The following is a 21,267-nucleotide window of genomic DNA, read 5'->3' on the forward strand; positions in this document are numbered from 1 at the left end:
CTTTATTTTGGGACAAAGTCCGAACTTCGAAGTAGCGTTTTTAGGAAATTATAGAAACTCAAAGGGCATTAAAAAGTTATAATATATCAAGGTTAGGAAGGAGAAGAAATGGCAGTATTCAATTCGAGTAAAACAAGAACGTGGAGTAAGAATACTCCGGCCGACGGGGATTTGTTGGATGAAGAAATCGACCGTCAGTATGGAAACGATCAATATTTGAAGGACAGGATCGATCAGACGGATTTAAATCTTTCGGGAGCTCAAATACCGCTTGGTGGTATCATAGAAGACAATTTGGATCAAACAAACGCAGCCCTATATAAAGAGGCGACTGCACAAGCGATCTCGAGAACTACATATTCGGCGCTCTGGAATCTGATCCGTAGAAACGTAAGTGGTATCGCGCCTTCTACAGACCGAATCAGCGTGACGGCACACGGTCTCTTGGAAGGGCAGTTGGTTAAGTTTGCATTTACCGGAGGAGGAGTTACGGCTCTTACGAAATACTTTGTAAGGAACCCAACTACAAATGATTTTCAGATTTCATCCACACCGACAGGGAGTATTATAGATCTCACTTCTTCGCAGACGGGAGAGATGATCGTAAATGTCGAATATGGTTTTGGAGACGGTGCGACGACATACAACGTGCCGGATCGAAGGGGGATTTTTGTAAGAGGTGCTGGAGTTCATGGAACAAGAGCGAAAGCTATCGGAGGAAATTATGACGGAGGTGCCGTTGGTTTTGAAGGACAGGATCAGTTTCAAGGTCACAGGCATACTAACGATGGGATTTCAGCAAATTTAATTCACGCCGATAATTATTCAGGCTCCGGTACCTCTCAAGTTGGTCAAGCGGGTATAAACGTTCTCAACCCAAGCTCTGATGGTACGAACGGTAATCCGAGGACCGGAAACGAAACAACTCCTGCATACATAGCAGTAAAATACAAAGTGAGGGTGGCATGAACTATATCATTGAAAAGGAAAGTAAGAAAGTTGTTTGGATCAATTCTGATCCACAAAGGCTAACGGGGAAGAAAGTTTGGAACGAGTTTGATTCAGATCGACACGAGATCGTTTACGCGCTTCATTACAATCCCCAGATTCAGGAAACGTTCAAAGCGGTCGTTACGGACGGTCTCGCACAGGAATTTCAGTCTAAAGTTGTTTATGACAAGATCACCGGACATAAAAGAATTCTTCAGCATTGGAACGATGAAATGGATTCCGAAAAAGAAACCGAGGAAAAACCGCTTTGTGACGAGAATGGAAAAATCCTTTTACATCAGGCTTATACGAAATCAGGATGGAAGCTGGATCTCGATCGAAAAAAGAAAGAATCGATCGAACAAGTAAATCAGATTTGTTCAAAAAAGATCGTTTCGGGTTTTCATTCAAATGCATTGGGGACTTTGTATCAATACGAATCCGCCCGGGAGGACCAAATTAACTTGATGGAATCCGCTTTCTTGGAATCTGACGTTTCTTACAAATGCAAAAACTCCTCCGATGAAAATGAGTTTCGTATTCACACTCCCGAACAGATACGAAAAGTGTTAAACGACGGATCTATTCGAAAACGAGCCTTGTTGCAGAAGGCGAGTGAGTTGAAATCGATGATTCGTAACGTCGTATCTATCGAAGAGTTACAAGAGATCGATTTGGAATCCGGTTGGGCGTAACGTTCTTTCGGTGATAAACTTCGGTTGCGTTCGAAGCGAGAACGCAGCCGAATATACAGAAATTTTAATATGGAGAGAAACCGCATCGACAGCTTTCACTTTCACATTTCGAGTAAGACCTTCTAAAAAAGTGACTTAAATAAGACCGCTTGATTCTGAAATCTAAAATTGAAAGAATCTATCTGTTTTTGCAAAAGAAAAAATCTATTTGAATCTATTTCTTTTGAATAAAGTGGAATCAAAGAACAAATTCGGAAATGATTTTTTTAATGAGAATTTTTTGCGTCCAGGGAATAAAGTGATCTTCGTCTTCCAGAGAAATGGTCTTTAAAACGCTTTTGGAAAGTTGTTTCTCAAAAAATTCTAAGTTTTGATAAGGGACCAAAGAATCCTCTTTCCCATGAATGAGAATCGTCTCACAACGTATATCTTTCCAAAAGGGTTCTAATTCAATAAGCTGTTCTTTGAGTGGAAGCATTTCCGCGTTGCTATGATTGAGGTCTCGTGGAAGAAAAACTTGGACCCAAGTCCAATCCGCGATTCGATTGTACCACTGGACTTCTTCGACTTCTCCGCTGAGAGGAGCTGCCAAAAGTAAAAGTCCGTCGATTTTAAGAGTCGGAAACGAAGCGATTCTTGCGGCAATCGGTCCGCCGTAAGAATGTCCTACGAGAATCGTTTTTCCTTTCTTAGAATCGGTGACCTTTTTTTTAAAAGCGAGGATAGCCGTAGATAGAATCGAAGCCTGTTTATTCACGTCCGGTAAACTGATTTCAGCGCTCGACTTTCCGAATCCCGGCCTATCCACGGAAAGAATACAAAACTCTTTCAAAAGGTTTTTGTCTCCAAGGTAGGATGCGTAATTCTGCCAGCCTCCGGGGGAGCCGTGTATGAATATTATAATATTCTTATTATTAGATTGGCACCCGCTCGCGACACCGTAAATTTTGGTTTTATCGTGATAAAAATAAAACTCCCGAATTAGAACTCCTTCTTCTTTGAGTTGTTGAAAACTTTCTTCTGGATTTTTCTTCAGATCTTCCGGAATCATACAGGAGGAAAATAAGAGAAATACGAAAAATGCAATAATTCTAATGTAACAAAAATTGATCGACATAGAATCTTATATTACCGCTCGATTAGGAAACAGGAAATTCTCCTCTTTGTATTTGGTCGTAAAATCTCATAAACGTCCGGTTTGGCAGAAAAGGACTTTTGAGATCATAAAGACCCTCTCGGATCCCTTTGACGAGATACATGTCGATTTCACCTTTGTTCTTTGCTTTAATTTTTCCACGGTGTTCGCAAACAAAAAAATCTTTGATATGTTCATAGGTTTCGCTAGATATATTCACCTCGCCCGGAATTCCCGAACTTTCCATTCTACTCGCGGTGTTGACAGTGTCCCCCCAGATGTCGTAAGCGAACTTATCGGTTCCCACAACTCCCGCGACGACGGAACCGGTATGGATTCCCAGTCTGAGTTCCCAAAAGGGAAGGTTTTTACTTTCTCTTTCTGTTTTTTTGAGATGCATAAATCTCTGAAATTCCAATCCACAAAGGACCGAGTCTATACAATGAGTTTTATTTTTTAACGGAAGTCCGCCCGCAGCCATATAAGCGTCTCCGATCGTTTTGATTTTTTCCATCTTGTGACTTTTAATGATGGAATCAAATTCTCGGAAAAAAAGATCCAATTCGCTTAACAATTCTTCGGGTGTCATTGTTTCGGCGATTTGCGTAAAGCCGGCCATGTCCGTAAAGAGTACCGTGACGCTCTCGTAACGAATCGGCGCGACGGAATCGTTTCTTTTTAATTCTTCTGCGATCGCTTCGGGAAGAATGTTTAATAATAAAGAATCCGATTTTTTTCTTTCTATATTCAAGTTTCGAGTGAGAATGAAAATTAAAAGTCCCGTGAGAATCTGAACAAAAAGATAATTTCCGCCCGCGTCTAAATATCTTTCGGTTTCATTGGGATACGTCTTGATCCATCCTCGGTTGAAGAATTCGGTCGCGTAAAGAAATGCGGTTGCGGCGGCATACACCAAATAAACCATCCAAACGTTATGGTTCCTTAATAGAATAGTCGCGATTACGAGAGCCGGAATAAAGTAATAGTGATTCCCTCCGATCGATCCACCGTTAAAAAACCACATGGAAGAAAGATAAAGGAGGATCGTGAGGTTAAAAGGCCAGAACAGAGAGTAATAGAGATTTTTAATTCTGGAAACAAGATACATTCCCATCAGAAGGACTCCGGAAACAAAGTTCAAAAGGAAAATCACCATGAAGTTTTCGAGATAGAACGAGGAAAACGCCCCGAAAATATTGAGCGCTCCGTTTACAAAGGCGACGGTGTTGAACAGTCTATGTTCTAAGGAGTTTTTTTTCGGATCTCCGAACATAGAATAAACGAGTTTTAAAACTTTTTCGGTCATAGTCGATATTTTGCTCTCCATAAGATAGAGATAAATCATTTATTTCCGATCGTTCTAAAAAGCGAAAATCCGTTTACTCTCTTCAATCGGAACGGTGATTTACCTTTCTGTTCCCTCTGTAGAATTGAAAAACGGTCTTTACGATGTTGTAGAGGTTCGTTTTCCGAACTCCGAGTTTACGGTTTTGGGTACCGATTTGAAAAAGTAAATTCCACTGTTTGAACAGGATCGAATACATTTCAAAGAGTGAAAATTTCGGATCGTAGAGGTTCGTGGATTCCGAAGTGATTCCGTTCAATTCTACGATTCCGAATTCTTCCCCTTTTCTTAATTTTTCATCGGATCGATAACGGATATCGTATCTTCCAAAATAGAATCCAGTAAATGTCCGTGAGATCTCGTCTATTTTTGCAGTCAATTTGTCTGTGATTAAATCCTTTCCGTCCGTAAAAAGAGTTCCTTGGCAATGATTTCCAGCCTCGGCGAGTCTCATTTTTTTACCTTTAGGAATAACTTGTTTCCAAAGTTCTTTATGTCTTTCCCTGAATACTTTCCGTTGATATCGAAATCTAGAATGACTTAAAATCAATTCTTCTAAAGTGTTCGAGCCGTTGCCTTCGATGATTGGAAAAGTTTTTCTCGTAATGGATAAAATATGTCCGATCTTTTCGTTTGGAAATCGGTAATAAAAAACCCCGGCTTCTTCCGGGCCGGGATGATATTCTTGAAGAATGAAGTCCACGTTTGTACTTCTTAGGTATTCGATCGTGTCCTTTTCGCTTTTGACGAGTTTGACTCCGGAACCCCTTTGACCCGCGTCCGGTTTTAGTATATAAGGATATTGGAATCCATTTTCAAGCAAGGATCGATTTATATTTGATAAATCGGTTTCGAAATCGCTTCTTGTAATTTTAAAAAATTTTAATATGTTTTTCGATTGAATGTTTGTTAGAATTTCGTTTTTGGATTCTCCGACCAAGCCGCCTAATTGAATTCCTGGATTTGCGGCGCAGATCGTTCCGAAACCTCGGTGACGGATCGTTAAATAGACGAGATAAGGAACCAAGGGAATATAAAAAATCCACGCGGGCCAGAATTCGGGTCTTTTCATTCTTTTGACTAGAATTTTCCGAGCGGAAATTTATCCTTGGCTTCTTTCCGACTACACTTCTTTGTAGTTCTTTTTTTTCCGAAACTGTAGAGTGGAGAAGGCGACTCCGAATTCTTCCGATAAGGAAACATTCTCTAAAAAACACTCCGAGTAAATTTTTATAATCGCCATGTGATGAATGGTATGATCCTGAACGTATAAAAATTCTCTTTTAAGATTGCTGATCGTTTTTCCTTCGAGACCGGTCTCGGGATCCAGAAGATAACAAAGTTCGATCATCTGATTTTTATCGACCGCTTGCAAGTCGCTTAGCATTTCAAATATCTTATCTCTCGCCGCAAGAGGGGAAGTCTCGAAAAGTGGATTTCTTTTTCTTTGATCGTAAGAAACGTTCGAAGTTTTCAAACCGGAAACCAGGTTTTCCAAAATTTCCATACAATGGCGTACGTGTTTTCCAATACTCGATCCCTTTACTTGAGTAATCTCACGGGCATATTCGTTTTCTTCTATCGTGGAAAGCAGGTCCGCGAGCTGACCGAATATATGTTGTATGTTTTTAAATTGAATGTGTAACATCGCAAAGTTCTTCGGTATCAAACTTTTGAAGTTACATAGGAAATTCCGTTTTTTCTAAATTACAACAACTAAAATGAAAAAATGACAGAGTCAATACTCTGTCATTTTATTTAACGATTAATAAAGACTAAAACGAACCGGAATCAGAACTTTAACCGTAATTGCTTTTCCGTCTAAAATTGACGGTGAATACCTTTTTTTATAAAAGGCTTCGATCGCCGCTTCGTCCAGACCGAATCCCAACGGTTTTCCAACGGACCGAACCCTTAAGACTTGCCCATTCTCCGCGATGATTACTTCAAGAGTCGAAGTTCCGGTAATACCGGCCGATCTTGCTTCCGAAGGATACTCCGGAGTGATGTTAGGCGTTAGGTCGACGGGGGCAGTTGCTCCGGAAATGATCGCGTCTTGAGCTCCAGCGATTCTCGGATCTTCTTTCTTTTTGATCGTATCGGTCACTTCAAATTCTCCGTCGTCCGCCGCTTCGCCGACATTCGGATCTTGAATAACGAGGTTGTCTACGAAGGCGACCTCGTCTACGAGTCGATCCAAACGGTTGAATTCTATGGAAGGAGTATACCAAAAAAATAATATCAACATTTGAAGCACGAACGACGAGGATAGAAAGAATTCCATCCTGTATCGATCGATAAATCTTCTCAGTTTTCCTCTTCTAATTGCCGTTAGGATGGAGTTGGATTGTTCCATAGATCAAAGACCTCCGCCTTGCGTAGTCTTTGTAACTAAGGAGACCTTTAACGCCCCCGCTTCCTTTAAGAGTTCGAAAGTGTTGTCCAGTTCAGCATAGGATAAATCTTTATCCGCGTGAATTAATACTTTAAGATCGGGAGTAGTCGTTAGCTTTGCTCTTACGTTGTTGATCGCTTCGTTTAAAGGCATTCTTACCTGATTAAAATACACTGCCTTATCTTTGTCTGCGCTGAGATAAAGATTGGCGATTTTTTTATTGAGCTGCTCACCGCCGGGAACGTCCGGAAGTGCGATGGGAAGATCTGGATCCGTGTCCAAGACTGAAGTGACCATAAAAAATACTAAGAGCAAAAAGGCGATATCGGCCATCGAACTTACGGGAATAGAAGGAGGACTTTTTTTCTTTTTTAAGCTCATATCATTTCAGCCTTTTGACGGAGATCTGTTTGAATCCCCGAATTTGTACCGCGGACAAAGCGTCCAACATATTTCCGTACTTCGTTTCTCCCGTCGTTTTTATTAATGCGACTTTGTTTTCAATGTCCGGAATTTCCATTAGATTCAGTTGTTCTCTGAAATCGATCAGGTTACGATAGTCCTTGGTTCCAATCGACTTGTTCTTCATCTTAATAAGATCGCCTGCGATTAGAATTTCATAGATGTTGTCACGAAGAACCAGAGTCGGATTGGAATTCTTTCTAGGAAGTTGAATGTTCAACCCTTCCTTCACAAAGAAAACCGCAGTCACCATGAAAAACACCAATAGAAGGAATGCAATATCCGACATGGACGAGGCGGATATTTCCTCCAAAACGCGTTTCTTTTTGATACGGATCATAATGATTCCTTAATAAAGAAAAGCGATTACGCTTTTTTAGAGTTTCTTTTTAAGAATTCTTTATAAATTCTATTCGCAGCTTCTTCGATTTCGGACGTAAATCCGTCGATTCTGGAAGTAAGATACTGGTGAAAGGTCATCGCAGGGATCGCAACGATCAAACCTGCCGCGGTTGTGATCAAGGCTTCTTTGATACCGCCAGCGACAACTTTTGCGTTTACTTGGTCGGCATTCGCAATGGCGTCAAACGCGTTGATCATCCCGGATACGGTTCCTAAAAATCCGATCAAAGGAGCGATCGTCGAGACAGCGGCTAAGATAACGAGTCCTCTTTCGAGAACGGTAATCACTTCGGCGGCTTCTCTTTCCACGCCCTTTGCGAAAATTTCGGCGTCTCCGGAAGATACGTCGATTCCTCCCGCTAAAACTTGAGTGATCTTATATTCTTTTCTTTCATCCAGAAAACTCTGAACCGCATCCAGACCTTTGCTGTCCATCGCTTCGCCCAAATCGATATTATATCCTTTGGGAAGAAGTTTCGCTGTCGCGAGGAAGTAGAGTCTTTCGAAGATGATTCCTAAGGCGATGATCGAGGAAAGAGCGAGAGGATACATCGTCCAACCGCCGAGAAGAAAAAGATCAACAAAACCCCAGCTTTTTTCGGCCTTTGGGGCGGGTGCGTTTTTAGAATCCTCTGCGGGGGCCGTTTCCGTAGCTTCCGTTTTAGTAGGTTCAGAAACTTTGTCCTGTGCAAATATTACAGTTGTCGAAAGGGAAATGAGCCCGGAAAGAATGAGCGTTGTTGTCACCCATCTGAATTCTTTTTTTAGAGAAGAAAATTTCATCGATATCTCCGATTAAAATATTTCTGTAATATACTTTCAAATTGTTACTGAATGATTACAAAGAAGTTACGGATCTAAAACTTCGGACCGGACATTGGAATTTTAGGGGTAAGAATGGAGAACTCGATTAAAAGGCGAAACCATCCGTCGTATTCGATTGTCATAAGAATGGAAGAATCACCGAACGTTTTACGAAAGAAACGGCTCAAGTAGACTCGTTAGGATGGATTTCAGATTCCTTTTGACGATGAAAAAAAGTTTTTGAAAAGAATTCTTCAAAGAACGGTGGTGAAAAATTCGAAATTGAAAAAAATCCCAACCCGATCTGTGATTTTTGATCGGATTGGGATTTCTGATTAGAGTTTATATGTAGCCGAGAAAGAGATATCCAAACCGGTTCTGTATTTTTGGAACACGTATTCCTGACCTGTCAAAGGATCCGTTTGTGTGATTTTGAATTGGCTGTTCATCACGTTTCGAGCGGAGGATCTGAAATCCAAACGGTCGTTGTGTTTATAGGTGTAAACTATATCCGAGGTTCCTGTGCCTTTTTGAATCGCGTTGGGAACTCCGTCGGATCCGACGAGGGCGATTCTATCGCTGAAATAGTTATAGTAGAGTCCTATATTGTGTTTTTTGCTTTTGGTAGTAAAAACATCGATACGGACGTTCGCTACGAAATCGGATTGTCCTTGGAGAGGACGGTTCAGATTCGTCGGCGCATAAGCCGCGTAAGTCGAGGTCGGATCTACTTGGCCGGTCGCGATAAATCCGTAGATGTTTGCGTCGATCACGTCCACTCTGGATTTAATAAAGAATACGTTGGTTTCCAATCGAAGCCACCAAAGTATTTCCTTACGATAATCCAATTCTATACCGCGAATCGTCGCCTGTTGTGCGTTTGCGTATTTATAAACCAAACTCGCACTGCCGGCAACCGGTAGTCCGATCAATTCGATCGGGTTTGAAAGATTCTTATAGAACGCACCGACCCCGATATAATCCGTATTGGTAAGGTAATATTCCCAACGAACGTCGTAGTTATGAATATACGTTCTTTGTAAACTAGCGTTACCGAAAATTCTATCAGCTTGAAAGTAGGCGGAAAATCCGAAAGGGGACAATTCCCTTAGATCCGGTCTTGTCAGAGTTTGAGAATATCCGAAACGAAGATTCATATCCTTGGAGACTTCCCAAGCTACGTTTGCCGAAGGAAGTTTATCCTTAGTTCTGAGTTCCCCAATCCCGAGATTATTCACGTCGCAAACATTAGATCTTACTAATAGAAGTCTTTCTTCCTCGGAGTTGGTTTTGCAACCGTAATTCGCGTTGAATCCATTCCAACTGTTTTTAAGATCGTATGTTTGGGTTTTTTGATAACTGTCTTCGTATCTTACTCCGAAGATCGATTTTAATTTTGGAAGAATCGGAATCTCAGCTTGAGCGAACATAGCCCTTAGAGCCTGAGACGCATCGTAAGCGTTGTTTCCGGAAGCCCTTTCAAATATTTTCCGATTTCCATTCGCGTAAGTGAGAGGATTGTATATGATTTCTCCCGGAACAGGATAGAGATAATCCCTATCGCTTCCGGCGGCATTTCTTTGTGCAAATTCCCTAAATTCGAAATGTTTAAATCGATCTAAGTTGCTCACGCCGAATTTCAGTTTACTCTGAAGGCCGTCCCACTGACTGAATGGAATTTCGTATTTAAGAGACTGGCTTCTAACCGTGTCGGCGGTAGTAGAGAAATATCTAGTTCCGTCCGGGTTGTTTCCTAATCTTCTAAATCCGTTCGCCAAGTCGTTGCCACCTTGAGACCAAGCTTGGTTTCTCGCATCCGGTTCGTCCCTTTCCGCAAGAGCGTAGTTGACGTTCCATTCTACTTTGTGAGGTCTTGCGCTGAAAGTTCTCAGTTCGTGTTCGCCGCCCAATGTATTGTTGAAGATTGTTCTGCTGATATAACTTAAATTTGTGGACTTGAAGTTGAAGTTGTCGATGTAGTTAGTTCCTTCACCTTCCCTTACGGTCTTATCGGATTGCGCCGAATAGAGTGTTTTGATAAAAAATTGTTGGCCGACCTTAGGTTCATAGGCAAGGTTCAAGTTGTTTCCCCAAAGAACTTCTTCGGTATACAATTTTAAATTGTTTTGATTTAAAGGGCGCAACATGTTCGAATCTTTTAGAAAAAGGGAGATAGGGTTACTCGCCTGAAACCGCGAGTTTGCTTCTTCTCGATAGTTGTAACTTCTATTGTAAGTTGTTCCCGCGAGAACTCCGAATCGTCCCCATTTTTCAGAACGAAAAGAATTTCCTGCCGATACGCTGAACGATTTATTATAAGGAGAATCCGTTTCATTCGGAGACCACTGTTGGTTAAAGGATAGGGCTCCCGCTTTCATAAGATTGGTCGGAATCCCTCCAAAACGGTCTCCTTCCACAAATGGAATCACCTTGGGTAGTCCTCCGATCAAATCGGGAAGTTCCTGTTTTTTAGACGTGAGGCCCAAGTCGTTATACGAATCGCCTTGATTGAATGTTTTGAATTTATGACCTGCGACTTGTGTGTTCTTACCGACTCCTAAAGAAACTGATAATAACAGATTATCAGGATATTCTTTAGTTTCTATCTTTACGATCCCTCCGGAGAATTCGGCCGAATCCTCAGCGGAAGCGGTCTTAATCACTCGAATATTCTTGATCACACCCGCCGGAAATAAATCCAAAGGAACGATCCTTTTATCGGGTTCGGGAGACGGAATGAAGGAGTCGTTAAGAATGGTATTCGAATATCTTTCTCCAAGACCTCGAACAAAAATAAACTTACCACCTACGAGTGTTATACCTGTCACACGTCGAAGAACGTCCCCGGCGGAGGAGTCCGGACTTTTTTTGATCGATTCTTCGCTGATTCCGTCCGATACGACCCCACTCTTTCTCTGAAGAGCTAACAAGGCGGACTCCGAGTTGTCGAGGCCCCTTCCTTTTACTTCCACCGTATCAAGGACTTGGGCTCCCATCACGATGTTCATCGATTGTTGAGAACCGGCGGTTATATTCACTTTTTTGAATTGTGTCGCGAAGCCGATCATCTGGTATTCTACGTTATGCTCTCCGGGTGGAAGGTTTAATTCGTATTTACCGTCGAAGTCGCTTCGGGTCACCGCTTTGATCGAGCGCACGATCACGACCGCACCGAATACAGGATCTCCCGATTCGGAGTCGACGACCTTACCTCTTAATTTTCCCGTTGTTTGTCCGAAAATCGGAGTCGCAACTATGGAGAAAAAGAATAATAAACTGATTGTTTTGTTTTTCATGTTCCGTACGTACAAACTTTAAATTGATTTTTGTGTTCTAGAATGAGCTTTATTTCATCGATGCTGATGGTCTTTTGTCCCACTTGCAGTTTGAATTCCTTGATAATGTATCCGTTGATGTTGGTCAATTTACGGACGTTATAAGGACGGGGGAGTGGAAGAACTTTTATCGGTCCTTTACTTCCTCTGAGATTTTGTCTAACTTTGTCGATTCCGGCTTTTCTCCGGATCGATAGAAGATACATTGAATCTTCTATTTTGGAGTTGGCGACGATGTTGTTTTGATCCAGGTTATTCGGAAGATAGATCTCTCTGATTTCTTTAAGATTGCATGAATATTTTAAAAGGTCGTCGTCTTTGTCCGGAAAATCGCGGATTTCGTTCACTGCTCTGCTAAGGGCTTCTTCGACGGATTGGGATGAATTGGAGATCGTATAAGAACTTTTGAGTTCGGATTTTAGAAGTTCTTTATCTTTTTGAATCTCTAAAGCGATTTTAGGATCCGCGGGCAGGTTGTCGAAATCGGGTCTTTGTCCGCTTTTTTTACAATCGAATATCGAGAAGGATAGTAGGATGAAAAAAAGAATATTTGAAAAATTGAATGTAATCTGGGACATTTTTAAAATTCAGAGAGGATTCTCCGTAAAGAGAATCCTCTTTTGTTTCAGTTATTTCGCTCTATAAACGGTCCAACCTGAGGCCCAGTTAGAACCGGTAATCATACCACCGTAAGTGGTGTTATCGGTAAAAAATGTGTCAGCAGACTGTGCAGTCAGAGCCGATCCTGCGGTCGCCGCAGCTTCGCCAGCCGGTTGGTAATCAGGCTTGGTTGTAAATGTGCATCCGTCGGAATCTCCGGAACCTAAGGAAACAACGGGAAGTGCAGTCAAGCCGGTTGAAGGCAATGTGCAAGCCGCGGTGTTTCCGTTGTTTTTGGAAGCTTCCACTAAGACGTTTGCAAACGTTGGAGCAGTAGCTGGACCGCCGTTTGTCGCGTTGTTTACGCAATCGATGTTACCGGATTGAAAACCGTAAATTGCCCCGTTGGTAAATTTTCCTTGAAGACCTTCTCTCAATCTCGCTCCAAATCCGTTGGAAACGCTTTTTCCGAGAAGTGTGAAGTTGGAAAGTTTTACGTTCGTGGTCGGTTTTGCGGTAGCGGACGCGGTTCCTGCGCTGTGCGTTCCGTCCATTTCAAAACCGTGAGGATCTGTGGAAGCAGTTCCACCGCAAGAGGTTGCGTATTTATGAGAGATGAGGAATTGAACTTTTCCGGTAAAGGCTTCGTCCAAATCCAAGTCGTCATCCATTCCACCGGTCATGAGGAGATACTTTCCAGTCCATGCTCCGCCCCAAGCCTCGATTCCGTCATCCAAGTGTCTGTGGACTTGAATGTGATCCAGAGTGGTTCCGTTTCCGACTACATACATAGAAATTCCGTTTAACTCGTCACCGACTGCGACTTCGTTTCCTGCAAATTCAATGATTGTGTAGGCCAGACTTCCGGAGCTTCCGTTGTCGTTGGCACCGCTGTTGTATTGAAGACCGGTTCCACCTTCGGTGTTTTGAGCCGCAGCTCTCGAACCGATCCCATCTCCAACGATCAGAATTCCACCCCAATCTCCCGGACCTCTGTTTCCGGAGGTTTTAGAAGAAGTAAAACAAACGGGTGCGAGTGCGTCACCTTTGGTTACGATCTTCGCGCCTTGTTCGATGATCAGCGCGGAACCTGCGGTTCCGAAAACTACGGCGCCTCTTTCAAAAGTCACAGTAGCGCCCGTCTTTACTCGAACGATTCCACTCAAAGAAGTGGAAGAGTAAGCGGCGAAGGTTTGGCTGGATGTGATATTTCCGGAGACAGCAGTGTTTCCGCCTTGAATGGAAGCTCCGTCGCAGATTGCCGCACCGGCGTTCTCGCTCGCGGATCCGGCCAATAAAGCAAATAGGATCAGAGCAGTGTTGTCTACCTTGTCTTCTTTGCAATTTGCAAAAGAAGAAAGTAATAGAGCGGCGCTAACTAAAAGAAGCGAAACTCTTTGTGAATAAGTCGATTTCATCTTATGACTCCTTGAGAATAAACCTTAAAAGGTCTTGTAAGAAAATAGATGTAAGGCGTTACACGCGAGTTACAAACTGATATAAATCCCGTAACTTTCATTCGATCTGATTTCGTTCTCACTGTTCTCGGTTTTCCGTTTTGTAAGGTCGATGATTAAGGAAGTGCGAAAAAAAGAATCAAAAGGAACCCCAAAGAGCCGAATGCGAAGTAACGATCCCCTTTGGTTTCCTCTTTGGATTCTTCCCCTTTAGTCCAGGCAACGTCTTTTTTTTCGATGGTAACCGCATCTTTTTTAAAACCGCGTTTTGTTCCATCCTCGTATTCCACGATGATGCCTTGTTCGTTTTCGGAGGTTTTAACGTTCTCGATCACTTCGTTGGTTTTTGTATTTTTGACGGTGTCGGCAAAAGTTTCAGTGAATGAGATAAAAAGTAAGAATAGAATGAGTGTGGATAATCTTGTAATCATTTTGTAATCATTTTCCTTAGGGAATGTCTATCGCTTCTCATGATTACAATATCCTACAAGACGAAAAGTCTTGGGTTTGTTACAATCGTGTTAAAGATTCCGTTTTCCAAAGCGTTTCTTTTTGGTTTGAAAATCGAAAATGAAAAACTCTTTTTTGGTAAGGGAAAATTCTGGAGGATAAAACGGATGATAGAATGAAAGGAGTCGTTATAAATTAAGGAATACGGAGGAATGTCTGCTTTGTTTCCATTTTATCAGTCTAAAAATATTCAAAAAATGGAATGTCTTGTAGAGGTTTTTTGAAAAGAGGAGCTTAAAATTTTATTTCCGATTGCCTGAAAAAAGAGTTTTTAGTAGAATTTTGAAGTCGTCAGCTTTTGAGACTGAGATTCGTCAAAAAAATAAAATCCGAAGAGGATCATTCGTTTAGAAAGAGAAGGTTTTTGAGGAATAGAAAGAATCCTGATCCGACAGCAGGATGATAATTTTGATTGTTTCCAAAGTTTGTTGAAGTTTCGGAGAATTGAACCCTTCGGACTTTAATTTTTTCCGGCGGATGCGGATAAACTTTCGGTAAGAATTCTCATCCGGATCTTATGAGTTTGTCCCAAAATCTGAAAAAAGCTGTTCCCACGTTCCATATTCGGCAATAACTTCTGGAGTTTCCGCAGATTCACGTCCCTTGAGCGAGCTGCGAGTTTTCAAGCAAACTTTTGCCCTTAAATTTTGATTGGAGTTCCTACACTTCGAGGTTTAGAGACTAATTCTGTTTAGGGGGAGGGGCACAAAACGTCCTGCATTTTGTTAAAATATTCATTTGTGTTCTTCGGTTTTAAAAAAAGTTCTCTTCGATTTTACTTTGCTGGCCTAAGTTCCTTGGGAATTCTGGGAACCGGCTTTGCTTTACCTAGAGTCGGATGGTTGGAAGGAGGGGATTCTGTAATTCGCAGATTTTTACCGTTCCGGCATTTTTCGAAAGGAGAATCGTGCGTAAATTCAGACTGAGAATTTGTCCTAAACCTTTTCCGGGCTGCCGCCGACTCGTCCGGTCTTCGTATTGAAAAACGAGGAGTTCCAACGTATTCCGTCCCTTGAGCGATTCTAGAAGGTTTAACCTCTGATGTTTTTGTATGGGAGTTCCTACACTTTTGCGAAACACGGCGTTTTGTCTCAATTGGCGCGCAGGTCCTAATGAAATTCTCCAAAACTCGGTTCGTGGCATTGGAAGGAACCGTTTTTGCATTCATCCTTACGTTCGTGAATGAGGTTTACAAACAAGGGAATGGCCTCCGATTTATAGGATGAAAAGTATATTGTTCTCCAATTTTTTTTCTTGTCTTTTCGGTATCCTTATTATATAATAACTGTTGTTCTATAAAAACGATTGTTCGAAATTGAGGAAAATACGATGCCGAAGGTCGTGGATCACGAAGTCTACAGGATTTACATTCTCACAAGATGTTTGAGCCTTTTTGCCAAGAAAGGATATGCCTTGGTTACGATGAGGGAAATTTCCAGAGAACTTCGAGTTTCCACGGGTTCTTTGTATCACTACTTTTCGACCAAGGAAGTTTTGTTCGAAGAGATGGCGAGATGGGTAGTCCGAGAAGACGCCAAGCGATTGGTCGAAATCAGAGATCGAAATCTAAATCAAAATGCAGCCGAAAGACTCGAGCTTCTATTCGACTTTGTAAAGGAAAGAGAAGGACATTTTCAGAATTTGATATTGCTTGCTTGCGATCTGTATAGAAGAGAGGATTCCGAGCCCGCGAAAACGATTCTAAAGGAATGTTCGCTCGTCTTTCGGGATGCAATTGAAAGTCATCTTTCGTTAAAAAATCCGGAGATCGAAACCCTTTTTTTCAGCGTTCTGATAGGGACGATTTTTCAAAGAATGATGAATGAGGGAACGATCGATTTCGAAAAAACTTTTGAGGTCTTGCGAGTTTTTGCGCCGTTTTTGACAAATCAGGTTTTTATAGAACCAAAAAAGATCGGAAACGATTCGGGATAGAATCGATCGATCAATGAAAGATAGGGAGAGAAGTGATATGACCAATTTGAAACGTTATTCGTTCATTGTTTGTTTTTTAGTTCCCGCGTTTGCGGTGTTAGGTTTTTATTTAGGCGGAGCTTATAATTTTCTTACCTTCGCGATCGTTTTCGGCGTTCTTCCGATTTTGGATTTAACGATCGGGGCCGATCCTACCAATCCGATCGAAGAAGAGGTTCCCTCTTTGCAGAACGAATTCTACTTTCGATTTCTGACTTACGTTTGGGCGTGGGTTCAGATTGGTTTGGTGATTTGGGCGCTTTATGAGATTCAGACCAAAGAGCTTACATTATTGGAATGGTTCGGATTCGCTCTCGCGATCGGCATCAACACGGGAGGAATCGGAATCACCGTTGCGCACGAGTTGGGTCACAAGAGTAAAAAGATAGAACAATGGTATTCTAAATTCATTCTTATGACCGTTTGTTATATGCACTTTTTTATAGAGCACAATCGCGGACATCACGTAAACGTCTCCACTCACGAGGATCCTGCGTCTTCGAGAAAGGGAGAATCCTTTTATAAATTTTATCCAAGGACCGTGTTTGGTTCTTATTTTTCCGCTTGGAAGCTCGAAGAAAAAAGACTTTTGAAACAAGGAAAGACCGCGTGGTCTTTGGAGAATGAGATGATTTCAGCGACTGCAATTCCGATCTTGTTTATCGGAGTTTTGACGGGAGCTTTTACGTTTTATACGGGAAAATTTTCTTGGGAAGTTCCGGCTTTCTTTTTCGTTCAGAGTTTTATCGCGTTCTCCCTTTTAGAATTGGTAAACTATATCGAACACTACGGCCTTCAGAGAAAGGAAATCGCACCTGGTAAATTTGAAAAGGTGCTTCCGATTCATTCTTGGAATCAGAACTTCGCGGTGAGCAATGCTTTTTTATTCCACCTTCAGAGACATTCGGACCATCACGCAAACGCCGGAAGACGTTATTCGGCATTGCGTCATTTCGAGGAAAGTCCTCAGCTTCCCTACGGTTACGAAGTTATGGTTTTGGTGGCGTTGATTCCACCTCTTTGGTATAAGATTATGGATTGGAGATTAGAGGACTGGAAGAAAAAATATTACGGGAATTCGAATTCGGAAGCCGTAAGAAGAGCCGTCTGACGGTTTTGAATTTTAAAGAAGAATCAGGATTGAAAAAGGATTCGATCCTGATTCTAAAACATTCTGCGGTTCCCGTTTGTTTGTGATTTTTTATTCCTATTCTTTCCGTCTGAGATCCATCTTGAGCCCTAAGGGGACGTTGCGTGAATCGGCGGCAAAAAGAATTTTCGGTATGTTGAGATCCGTTTTGTTAGGATCAGTGTCGATTCCGTTGGAAAGATCGAAACTTACTGCGATTTCATAATCCTGCCAAGCGTATCTTTTTTTCGCCTCGTCGCTTTCTCCGTTGAACGTAAAAGTAAACGGTCCTTCATAAGGAACTAAAACTAAATTCAAATAATGTCTTCGTCTTGTTCCTTGTTCTACGAGAGAGAGGATAAAATTCGATTCCTCAGCAGATAAGGAACGGCTCGTGTTACCGATGGAAGGAATCGTATTTTGTTGGTTCCATTGGATTTCTACATTGGCCGCGCTTGTCAGGATATCGTTTCGAATAAAGATCACGCTCACTATATTGTATGGTGAAGTGAATCCGGTGAACGTAGGCCAGACTCTGTGTTTCGGTATTCCTTTCCATTCGGGATACTTAGTGAGCGGATCGACTTCTATGTCGGTATCTTCGCCGAAATTGTATATGTATTCTCCGTAATACTCGTTGTTATAAACGATTCCGGTGTTGAACATTGCGATTTCGAAAGCGTCGATTTCAAAATCGCGCTCGGATAACCTTTGGCGGCGTTCACTATGATACCAGTTCGGATTGATCTGTTCTCCGGCCTTGAGAATATTGTTTCTCGATTCTTCGTAACCGCTCGGCGCAACTGCCCAGTGGCTCCAATCTTTGCCGCTTCCGAAATTGCCTTCTTGATCGGCTTCCCCCGGCCGGTGGTCATATGCGAAAATTTCCAATTCTCCAAAATAAACTCCTTGGAGAAGTGAATTGGAAACCGGATGCGTCGAGGAAGCAAGCTTAGAAGACGAGAAAACGTTATGCGATCTTTGGATGAAGGCCGAATCCATCAGCCGTGTGGAGAGCACGGGTGTGTTGAATTGACCGAGAAGAAACAGCGAGAGATTAACTTTATTATCCTTTGTGTCTTTTTGGCAATCTGCAAAACTCAGGATTGTGATCGTGAAGATCGTGAAATATGGGACAGTGCTTCTCCCATCTGCTTGGACTGAGCGAATTCTTTTAATGATTTGGTTCACTTCCTTTCTCCAAAAAAGTTTTTCTTTGTTTGTTTCTTATGAATTCTTCCGGAGGAATGTGCCAAATTTTTGGGAATTAAATTCGTTTTTTGTGAAGAAGAATGGAAAACGTTACTGGGAAACGGTGAATATTTAGAAGTAGGATTTCGGAAAGTCGAGTGTAAAGAAGAATCTTTTGAAAGCAGATTTTGTTATAGTGTCGATGGGATTTTCAAAAAATTCTTACAAGATCCAAGGTGTCTTTCCTGGAGTTTTCTTTTTTTGTGTTCCGAAAGTTTCCAGGAAAGCGCGATCTTTAGCTCGGTGATTTATTCATTGTTTGGAAAGAATTTTTACCGTTCTTTCCAGGTCGTCCCTGTGTTGTTTTAGATCTTTTTTCAAAAGAGCCGGTATTTCTTTTTCTTCTTTTAAGAATCGATTCGTTTTATCAACCAGGTCTTGGCTCGGCTCTACTCCTGGAAATAAGATATTTCCGTAAGCTGAAGAAAAATGAGAATCTCTTTCTTTGTAAATCTTGACGACGTTCTGAAAGTATTTGTCTTCGTATATTTTCAAAATTTCTTCCTGATGATCCCAGTAAAAACCTCTCATTCCGTAACGGAGCATGTCCGTGGAATATTTTGTTTTCGGGTTGTTGAATTCATTCCAAGCCGAAGCTTTTGAACCGGCGTCCGGAAATGCAACCTTCGCTCCGTATGCTTTTTTGGCGCCGAGATCGGAAGTGTCTGATTTCGCTTCGTTCTCAATGAGAGCTAACGCGTCTTCTGCGCCGAAGGCGGAAAGCCTAGTTAGGATGCTCCATCTTCTTTCTTGATCGATTTTGATCCCTGGGATGTGGATTTTTCCGTCCAGAAGTTCCCGCAGATAGTTTAATTGTTTTTGAGTTCGGGAGGTTCCTTCCAACATTCGATACCAAACGATCTTTTCCTCGTCTTTTGTCTCAGAATCCAAGAGTTCTTTTTTGGCGAGATCGTTGAGTTTTGTGGACCATTCTTCCCTGTGTTGCTTTTTAAGATAACTCGCGGCGATCGATGTAGCTTTTGTAAGAATGTGACTGCTTCTTACCGAAAGATCTTCCTCGTGGATCCCTTGTGAAAAAACGATTTCCAAAAAGTCTTTCGGTGAGATTTCCGCGTCACGCGTCATTTGCCAGAGAGAACCCCAAAGGATTCTTCTCGCAAACCTGTCCTCCAATTTGTTAAGCGAAGTCTTTAACAGAAGTATGGAATCCTTGGGAAGATAGGTTTTGGCGTATGCGTGGTCGTTTGTGTTTAACACGACAATTTCGGAATTCCCAGGATCGTGTTTATAAGGAAGAATCGTTTCTTTTCCCTTAACTACGATTCTATCCCTCCAGACGGTCTCGAAAGAATTTCCTTGGAGAGAAAAGATCGTTACTTCCAACGCGTGGGTTCTATACAATCCGTTCTTTTCGGAAGGAAGTTGTCGAATCAAAAGATGGTCCTCTTTCCATTCGGGTAGAAGGGTGTTTACGCCGGTTGTATCGAGCCATTCTTTGCTCCATCCTCGAATGTCGATCCCGGAAGTTTCAGACATCGTATCCAAAAAGTCGTTTTGAACCGTATTTGAATTCGCGAATTTTTGAAAGTATTTCCGCATCGCCTTTCGAAAGGATTCCTCTCCGATATAATACATCAACTGACGTAATACCGAAGCTCCTTTGGAATAGGAGATTCCGTCGAAGTTGCTTATGGCGTCTAACGTGTTATCGGCGGTTCCGGCAATCGGGTGGGTCGTCGAAAGTTGATCCTCTCTGTAAGCCCATTCTTCTCTTACATAAAAGTGTTCGAGTGCGTCCGGAAAAATTTTTCCGTGAGACATCGCATAATAGGAGAGATAATCGGCAAAACTTTCGTTTAACCAGAGATCGTTCCACCATTTCATCGTGACAAGATTTCCAAACCACATGTGCACCATCTCGTGATAGATCGTATTGGCTCTTCCGAGATATTCGGAATAAATTCTCGGACTTCTGAAAATATAGTGTTCCGAAAACGTAACGGCTCCTACGTTTTCCATCGCGCCCATGTTGAATTCGGGAACGAAAATCTGATCGTATTTCCCGTATGGATACGGAACGTCGAAATAGGATTCCAAGAACGCGAAGGATTCTTTTGTGATTGCAAAGATGTTCTCCGCGTCCATAAACTTCGCGAGCGACTTTCTACAAAGAATTCTCAGAGGAATGTTTTTGTATTGGTCTTCCCATACTTCGTAAGGCCCGACGATCAAAGCGAAAAGATATGTGGAGAATAGCGCGGTCTTTTGAAATTGGATTTGGATTCTTCCTTCCTTAGTTTTTTCCTTGGAGGGGAGAGTGTTGTGAATGTATTTCCATTCTTTCGGGCCGCTGAGAGAAAGTTCGTATGTTGCCTTCAGATCGGGTTGATCAAAACAAGGAAACATTCGATGGGCTTCAAAGGGTTCGAAGTCCGTGTGAAGGTATTCGGATCCGTCGGCGGGATCTTGAAATTGGTGAAAGCCTGAGCCACTGTGATTGTATTCGTTTGTATATTCGATTTCGATTTCGTTCTTTCCCGGTTTGAGAAAATCGCCCGGAAGATCGAGACTCGAATCGGTTTTTGTGTAACTCGAAAATTCTTTTCCGTTTAACAAAAACACTTCGATCTTTTTCGTCACAAAGTCGATTTTGAGTTTTCCCTTTCCTTTGCCGGTATAAAAGAATAGAATTTTTGTCTTTCCCTGATATGTCGATGACCCCGCTTTCAAATCCAGTTGAATGGAATAGCTGACTTGATTTACGAGAGTTGCCCTTTCTAAGGCTTCCGTTTGTGTGAGTACGTTAGGAGCATCCATTCTAT

Annotated in this window: 19 protein-coding genes; 4 read left to right on the top strand and 15 right to left on the bottom strand. The window is 42.0% G+C overall.

Features of this window, described 5'->3' with window-relative positions; all coding sequences use genetic code 11:
- The first annotated feature begins 108 nt into the window (after nucleotides 1-108).
- Both JWG45_RS07340 and JWG45_RS07345 read left to right on the top strand, forming a co-directional pair.
- Nucleotides 109-969 carry a hypothetical protein gene (locus JWG45_RS07340; protein WP_205279114.1) on the top strand — a complete coding sequence of 287 codons (861 nt, stop codon included), beginning with the start codon at nucleotides 109-111 and terminating at the stop codon, nucleotides 967-969.
- A complete protein-coding gene (locus JWG45_RS07345; RefSeq protein ID WP_205279115.1) occupies nucleotides 966-1,685 on the top strand; it encodes a DUF4376 domain-containing protein in 720 nt (239 codons plus the stop codon). The genes JWG45_RS07340 and JWG45_RS07345 overlap by 4 nt, the downstream gene beginning before the upstream one ends.
- 238 nt (nucleotides 1,686-1,923) lie before the next feature.
- On the opposite strand, the gene JWG45_RS07350 is transcribed toward JWG45_RS07345, so the two are convergent.
- The 13 genes from JWG45_RS07350 to JWG45_RS07405 form a co-directional block, all read right to left on the bottom strand.
- On the bottom strand, nucleotides 1,924-2,802 hold the full coding sequence (locus JWG45_RS07350) for an alpha/beta fold hydrolase (RefSeq protein WP_205279116.1): 879 nt from the start codon (nucleotides 2,800-2,802) through the stop codon (nucleotides 1,924-1,926).
- A gap of 22 nt (nucleotides 2,803-2,824) precedes the next feature.
- Nucleotides 2,825-4,126 (bottom strand): adenylate/guanylate cyclase domain-containing protein, encoded by a 1,302-nt coding sequence (locus JWG45_RS07355; protein ID WP_205279198.1) that lies wholly within the window; start codon nucleotides 4,124-4,126, stop codon nucleotides 2,825-2,827.
- Nucleotides 4,127-4,208: 82 nt separating this feature from the next.
- Complete coding sequence (locus JWG45_RS07360) at nucleotides 4,209-5,237, bottom strand: carboxylate--amine ligase (protein ID WP_232380576.1); 1,029 nt, start codon at nucleotides 5,235-5,237, stop codon at nucleotides 4,209-4,211.
- A 51-nt stretch (nucleotides 5,238-5,288) separates the two neighbouring features.
- On the bottom strand, nucleotides 5,289-5,813 hold the full coding sequence (locus JWG45_RS07365; protein WP_205279117.1) for a hypothetical protein: 525 nt from the start codon (nucleotides 5,811-5,813) through the stop codon (nucleotides 5,289-5,291).
- A gap of 117 nt (nucleotides 5,814-5,930) precedes the next feature.
- A complete protein-coding gene (locus tag JWG45_RS07370) occupies nucleotides 5,931-6,521 on the bottom strand; it encodes an energy transducer TonB (protein ID WP_205279118.1) in 591 nt (196 codons plus the stop codon).
- 3 nt (nucleotides 6,522-6,524) lie between these two features.
- On the bottom strand, nucleotides 6,525-6,941 hold the full coding sequence (locus tag JWG45_RS07375) for an ExbD/TolR family protein (protein ID WP_205279119.1): 417 nt from the start codon (nucleotides 6,939-6,941) through the stop codon (nucleotides 6,525-6,527).
- A 1-nt stretch (nucleotide 6,942) separates the two neighbouring features.
- Nucleotides 6,943-7,362, bottom strand: coding sequence for an ExbD/TolR family protein (locus JWG45_RS07380; RefSeq protein ID WP_118969816.1), 420 nt, complete (start codon nucleotides 7,360-7,362; stop codon nucleotides 6,943-6,945).
- 26 nt (nucleotides 7,363-7,388) lie between these two features.
- A complete protein-coding gene (locus JWG45_RS07385) occupies nucleotides 7,389-8,207 on the bottom strand; it encodes a MotA/TolQ/ExbB proton channel family protein (protein ID WP_205279120.1) in 819 nt (272 codons plus the stop codon).
- A gap of 74 nt (nucleotides 8,208-8,281) precedes the next feature.
- A complete protein-coding gene (locus JWG45_RS22410) occupies nucleotides 8,282-8,416 on the bottom strand; it encodes a hypothetical protein (protein ID WP_269750280.1) in 135 nt (44 codons plus the stop codon).
- 147 nt (nucleotides 8,417-8,563) lie between these two features.
- Nucleotides 8,564-11,524, bottom strand: a complete 2,961-nt coding sequence (locus tag JWG45_RS07390; RefSeq protein ID WP_205279121.1) for a TonB-dependent receptor — start codon at nucleotides 11,522-11,524, stop codon at nucleotides 8,564-8,566.
- Nucleotides 11,521-12,141, bottom strand: a complete 621-nt coding sequence (locus tag JWG45_RS07395) for an LA3241 family PerA/PerB upregulated protein (protein WP_205279122.1) — start codon at nucleotides 12,139-12,141, stop codon at nucleotides 11,521-11,523. Before JWG45_RS07395 ends, JWG45_RS07390 begins: the two co-directional genes overlap by 4 nt.
- A gap of 51 nt (nucleotides 12,142-12,192) precedes the next feature.
- Entirely contained in the window at nucleotides 12,193-13,581 is a 1,389-nt protein-coding gene (gene lipL48 / locus JWG45_RS07400; protein ID WP_205279123.1) for an oxidative stress response protein LipL48, read from the bottom strand.
- 155 nt (nucleotides 13,582-13,736) lie between these two features.
- Nucleotides 13,737-14,051 (bottom strand): LIMLP_04285 family protein, encoded by a 315-nt coding sequence (locus JWG45_RS07405; RefSeq protein ID WP_205279124.1) that lies wholly within the window; start codon nucleotides 14,049-14,051, stop codon nucleotides 13,737-13,739.
- Nucleotides 14,052-15,459: 1,408 nt separating this feature from the next.
- On the opposite strand from JWG45_RS07405, the gene JWG45_RS07410 reads away from it, so the two are divergent.
- Both JWG45_RS07410 and JWG45_RS07415 read left to right on the top strand, forming a co-directional pair.
- Nucleotides 15,460-16,065, top strand: coding sequence for a TetR/AcrR family transcriptional regulator (locus JWG45_RS07410; RefSeq protein ID WP_205279125.1), 606 nt, complete (start codon nucleotides 15,460-15,462; stop codon nucleotides 16,063-16,065).
- A 37-nt stretch (nucleotides 16,066-16,102) separates the two neighbouring features.
- Nucleotides 16,103-17,215 (top strand): alkane 1-monooxygenase, encoded by a 1,113-nt coding sequence (locus JWG45_RS07415; RefSeq protein ID WP_205279126.1) that lies wholly within the window; start codon nucleotides 16,103-16,105, stop codon nucleotides 17,213-17,215.
- 96 nt (nucleotides 17,216-17,311) lie between these two features.
- Here the strand turns inward: JWG45_RS07415 and JWG45_RS07420 are convergent, their stop codons facing one another.
- Nucleotides 17,312-18,424: a hypothetical protein gene (locus JWG45_RS07420; protein ID WP_205279127.1), complete on the bottom strand. Its 1,113-nt coding sequence runs from the start codon at nucleotides 18,422-18,424 to the stop codon at nucleotides 17,312-17,314.
- A 312-nt stretch (nucleotides 18,425-18,736) separates the two neighbouring features.
- Nucleotides 18,737-21,262, bottom strand: coding sequence for an aminopeptidase N (gene pepN, locus JWG45_RS07425; RefSeq protein ID WP_205279128.1), 2,526 nt, complete (start codon nucleotides 21,260-21,262; stop codon nucleotides 18,737-18,739).
- Nucleotides 21,263-21,267 lie beyond the last annotated feature (5 nt).

The organism is Leptospira ainlahdjerensis, assembly GCF_016919175.1.
Classification (GTDB): Bacteria; Spirochaetota; Leptospiria; order Leptospirales; family Leptospiraceae; genus Leptospira; species Leptospira ainlahdjerensis.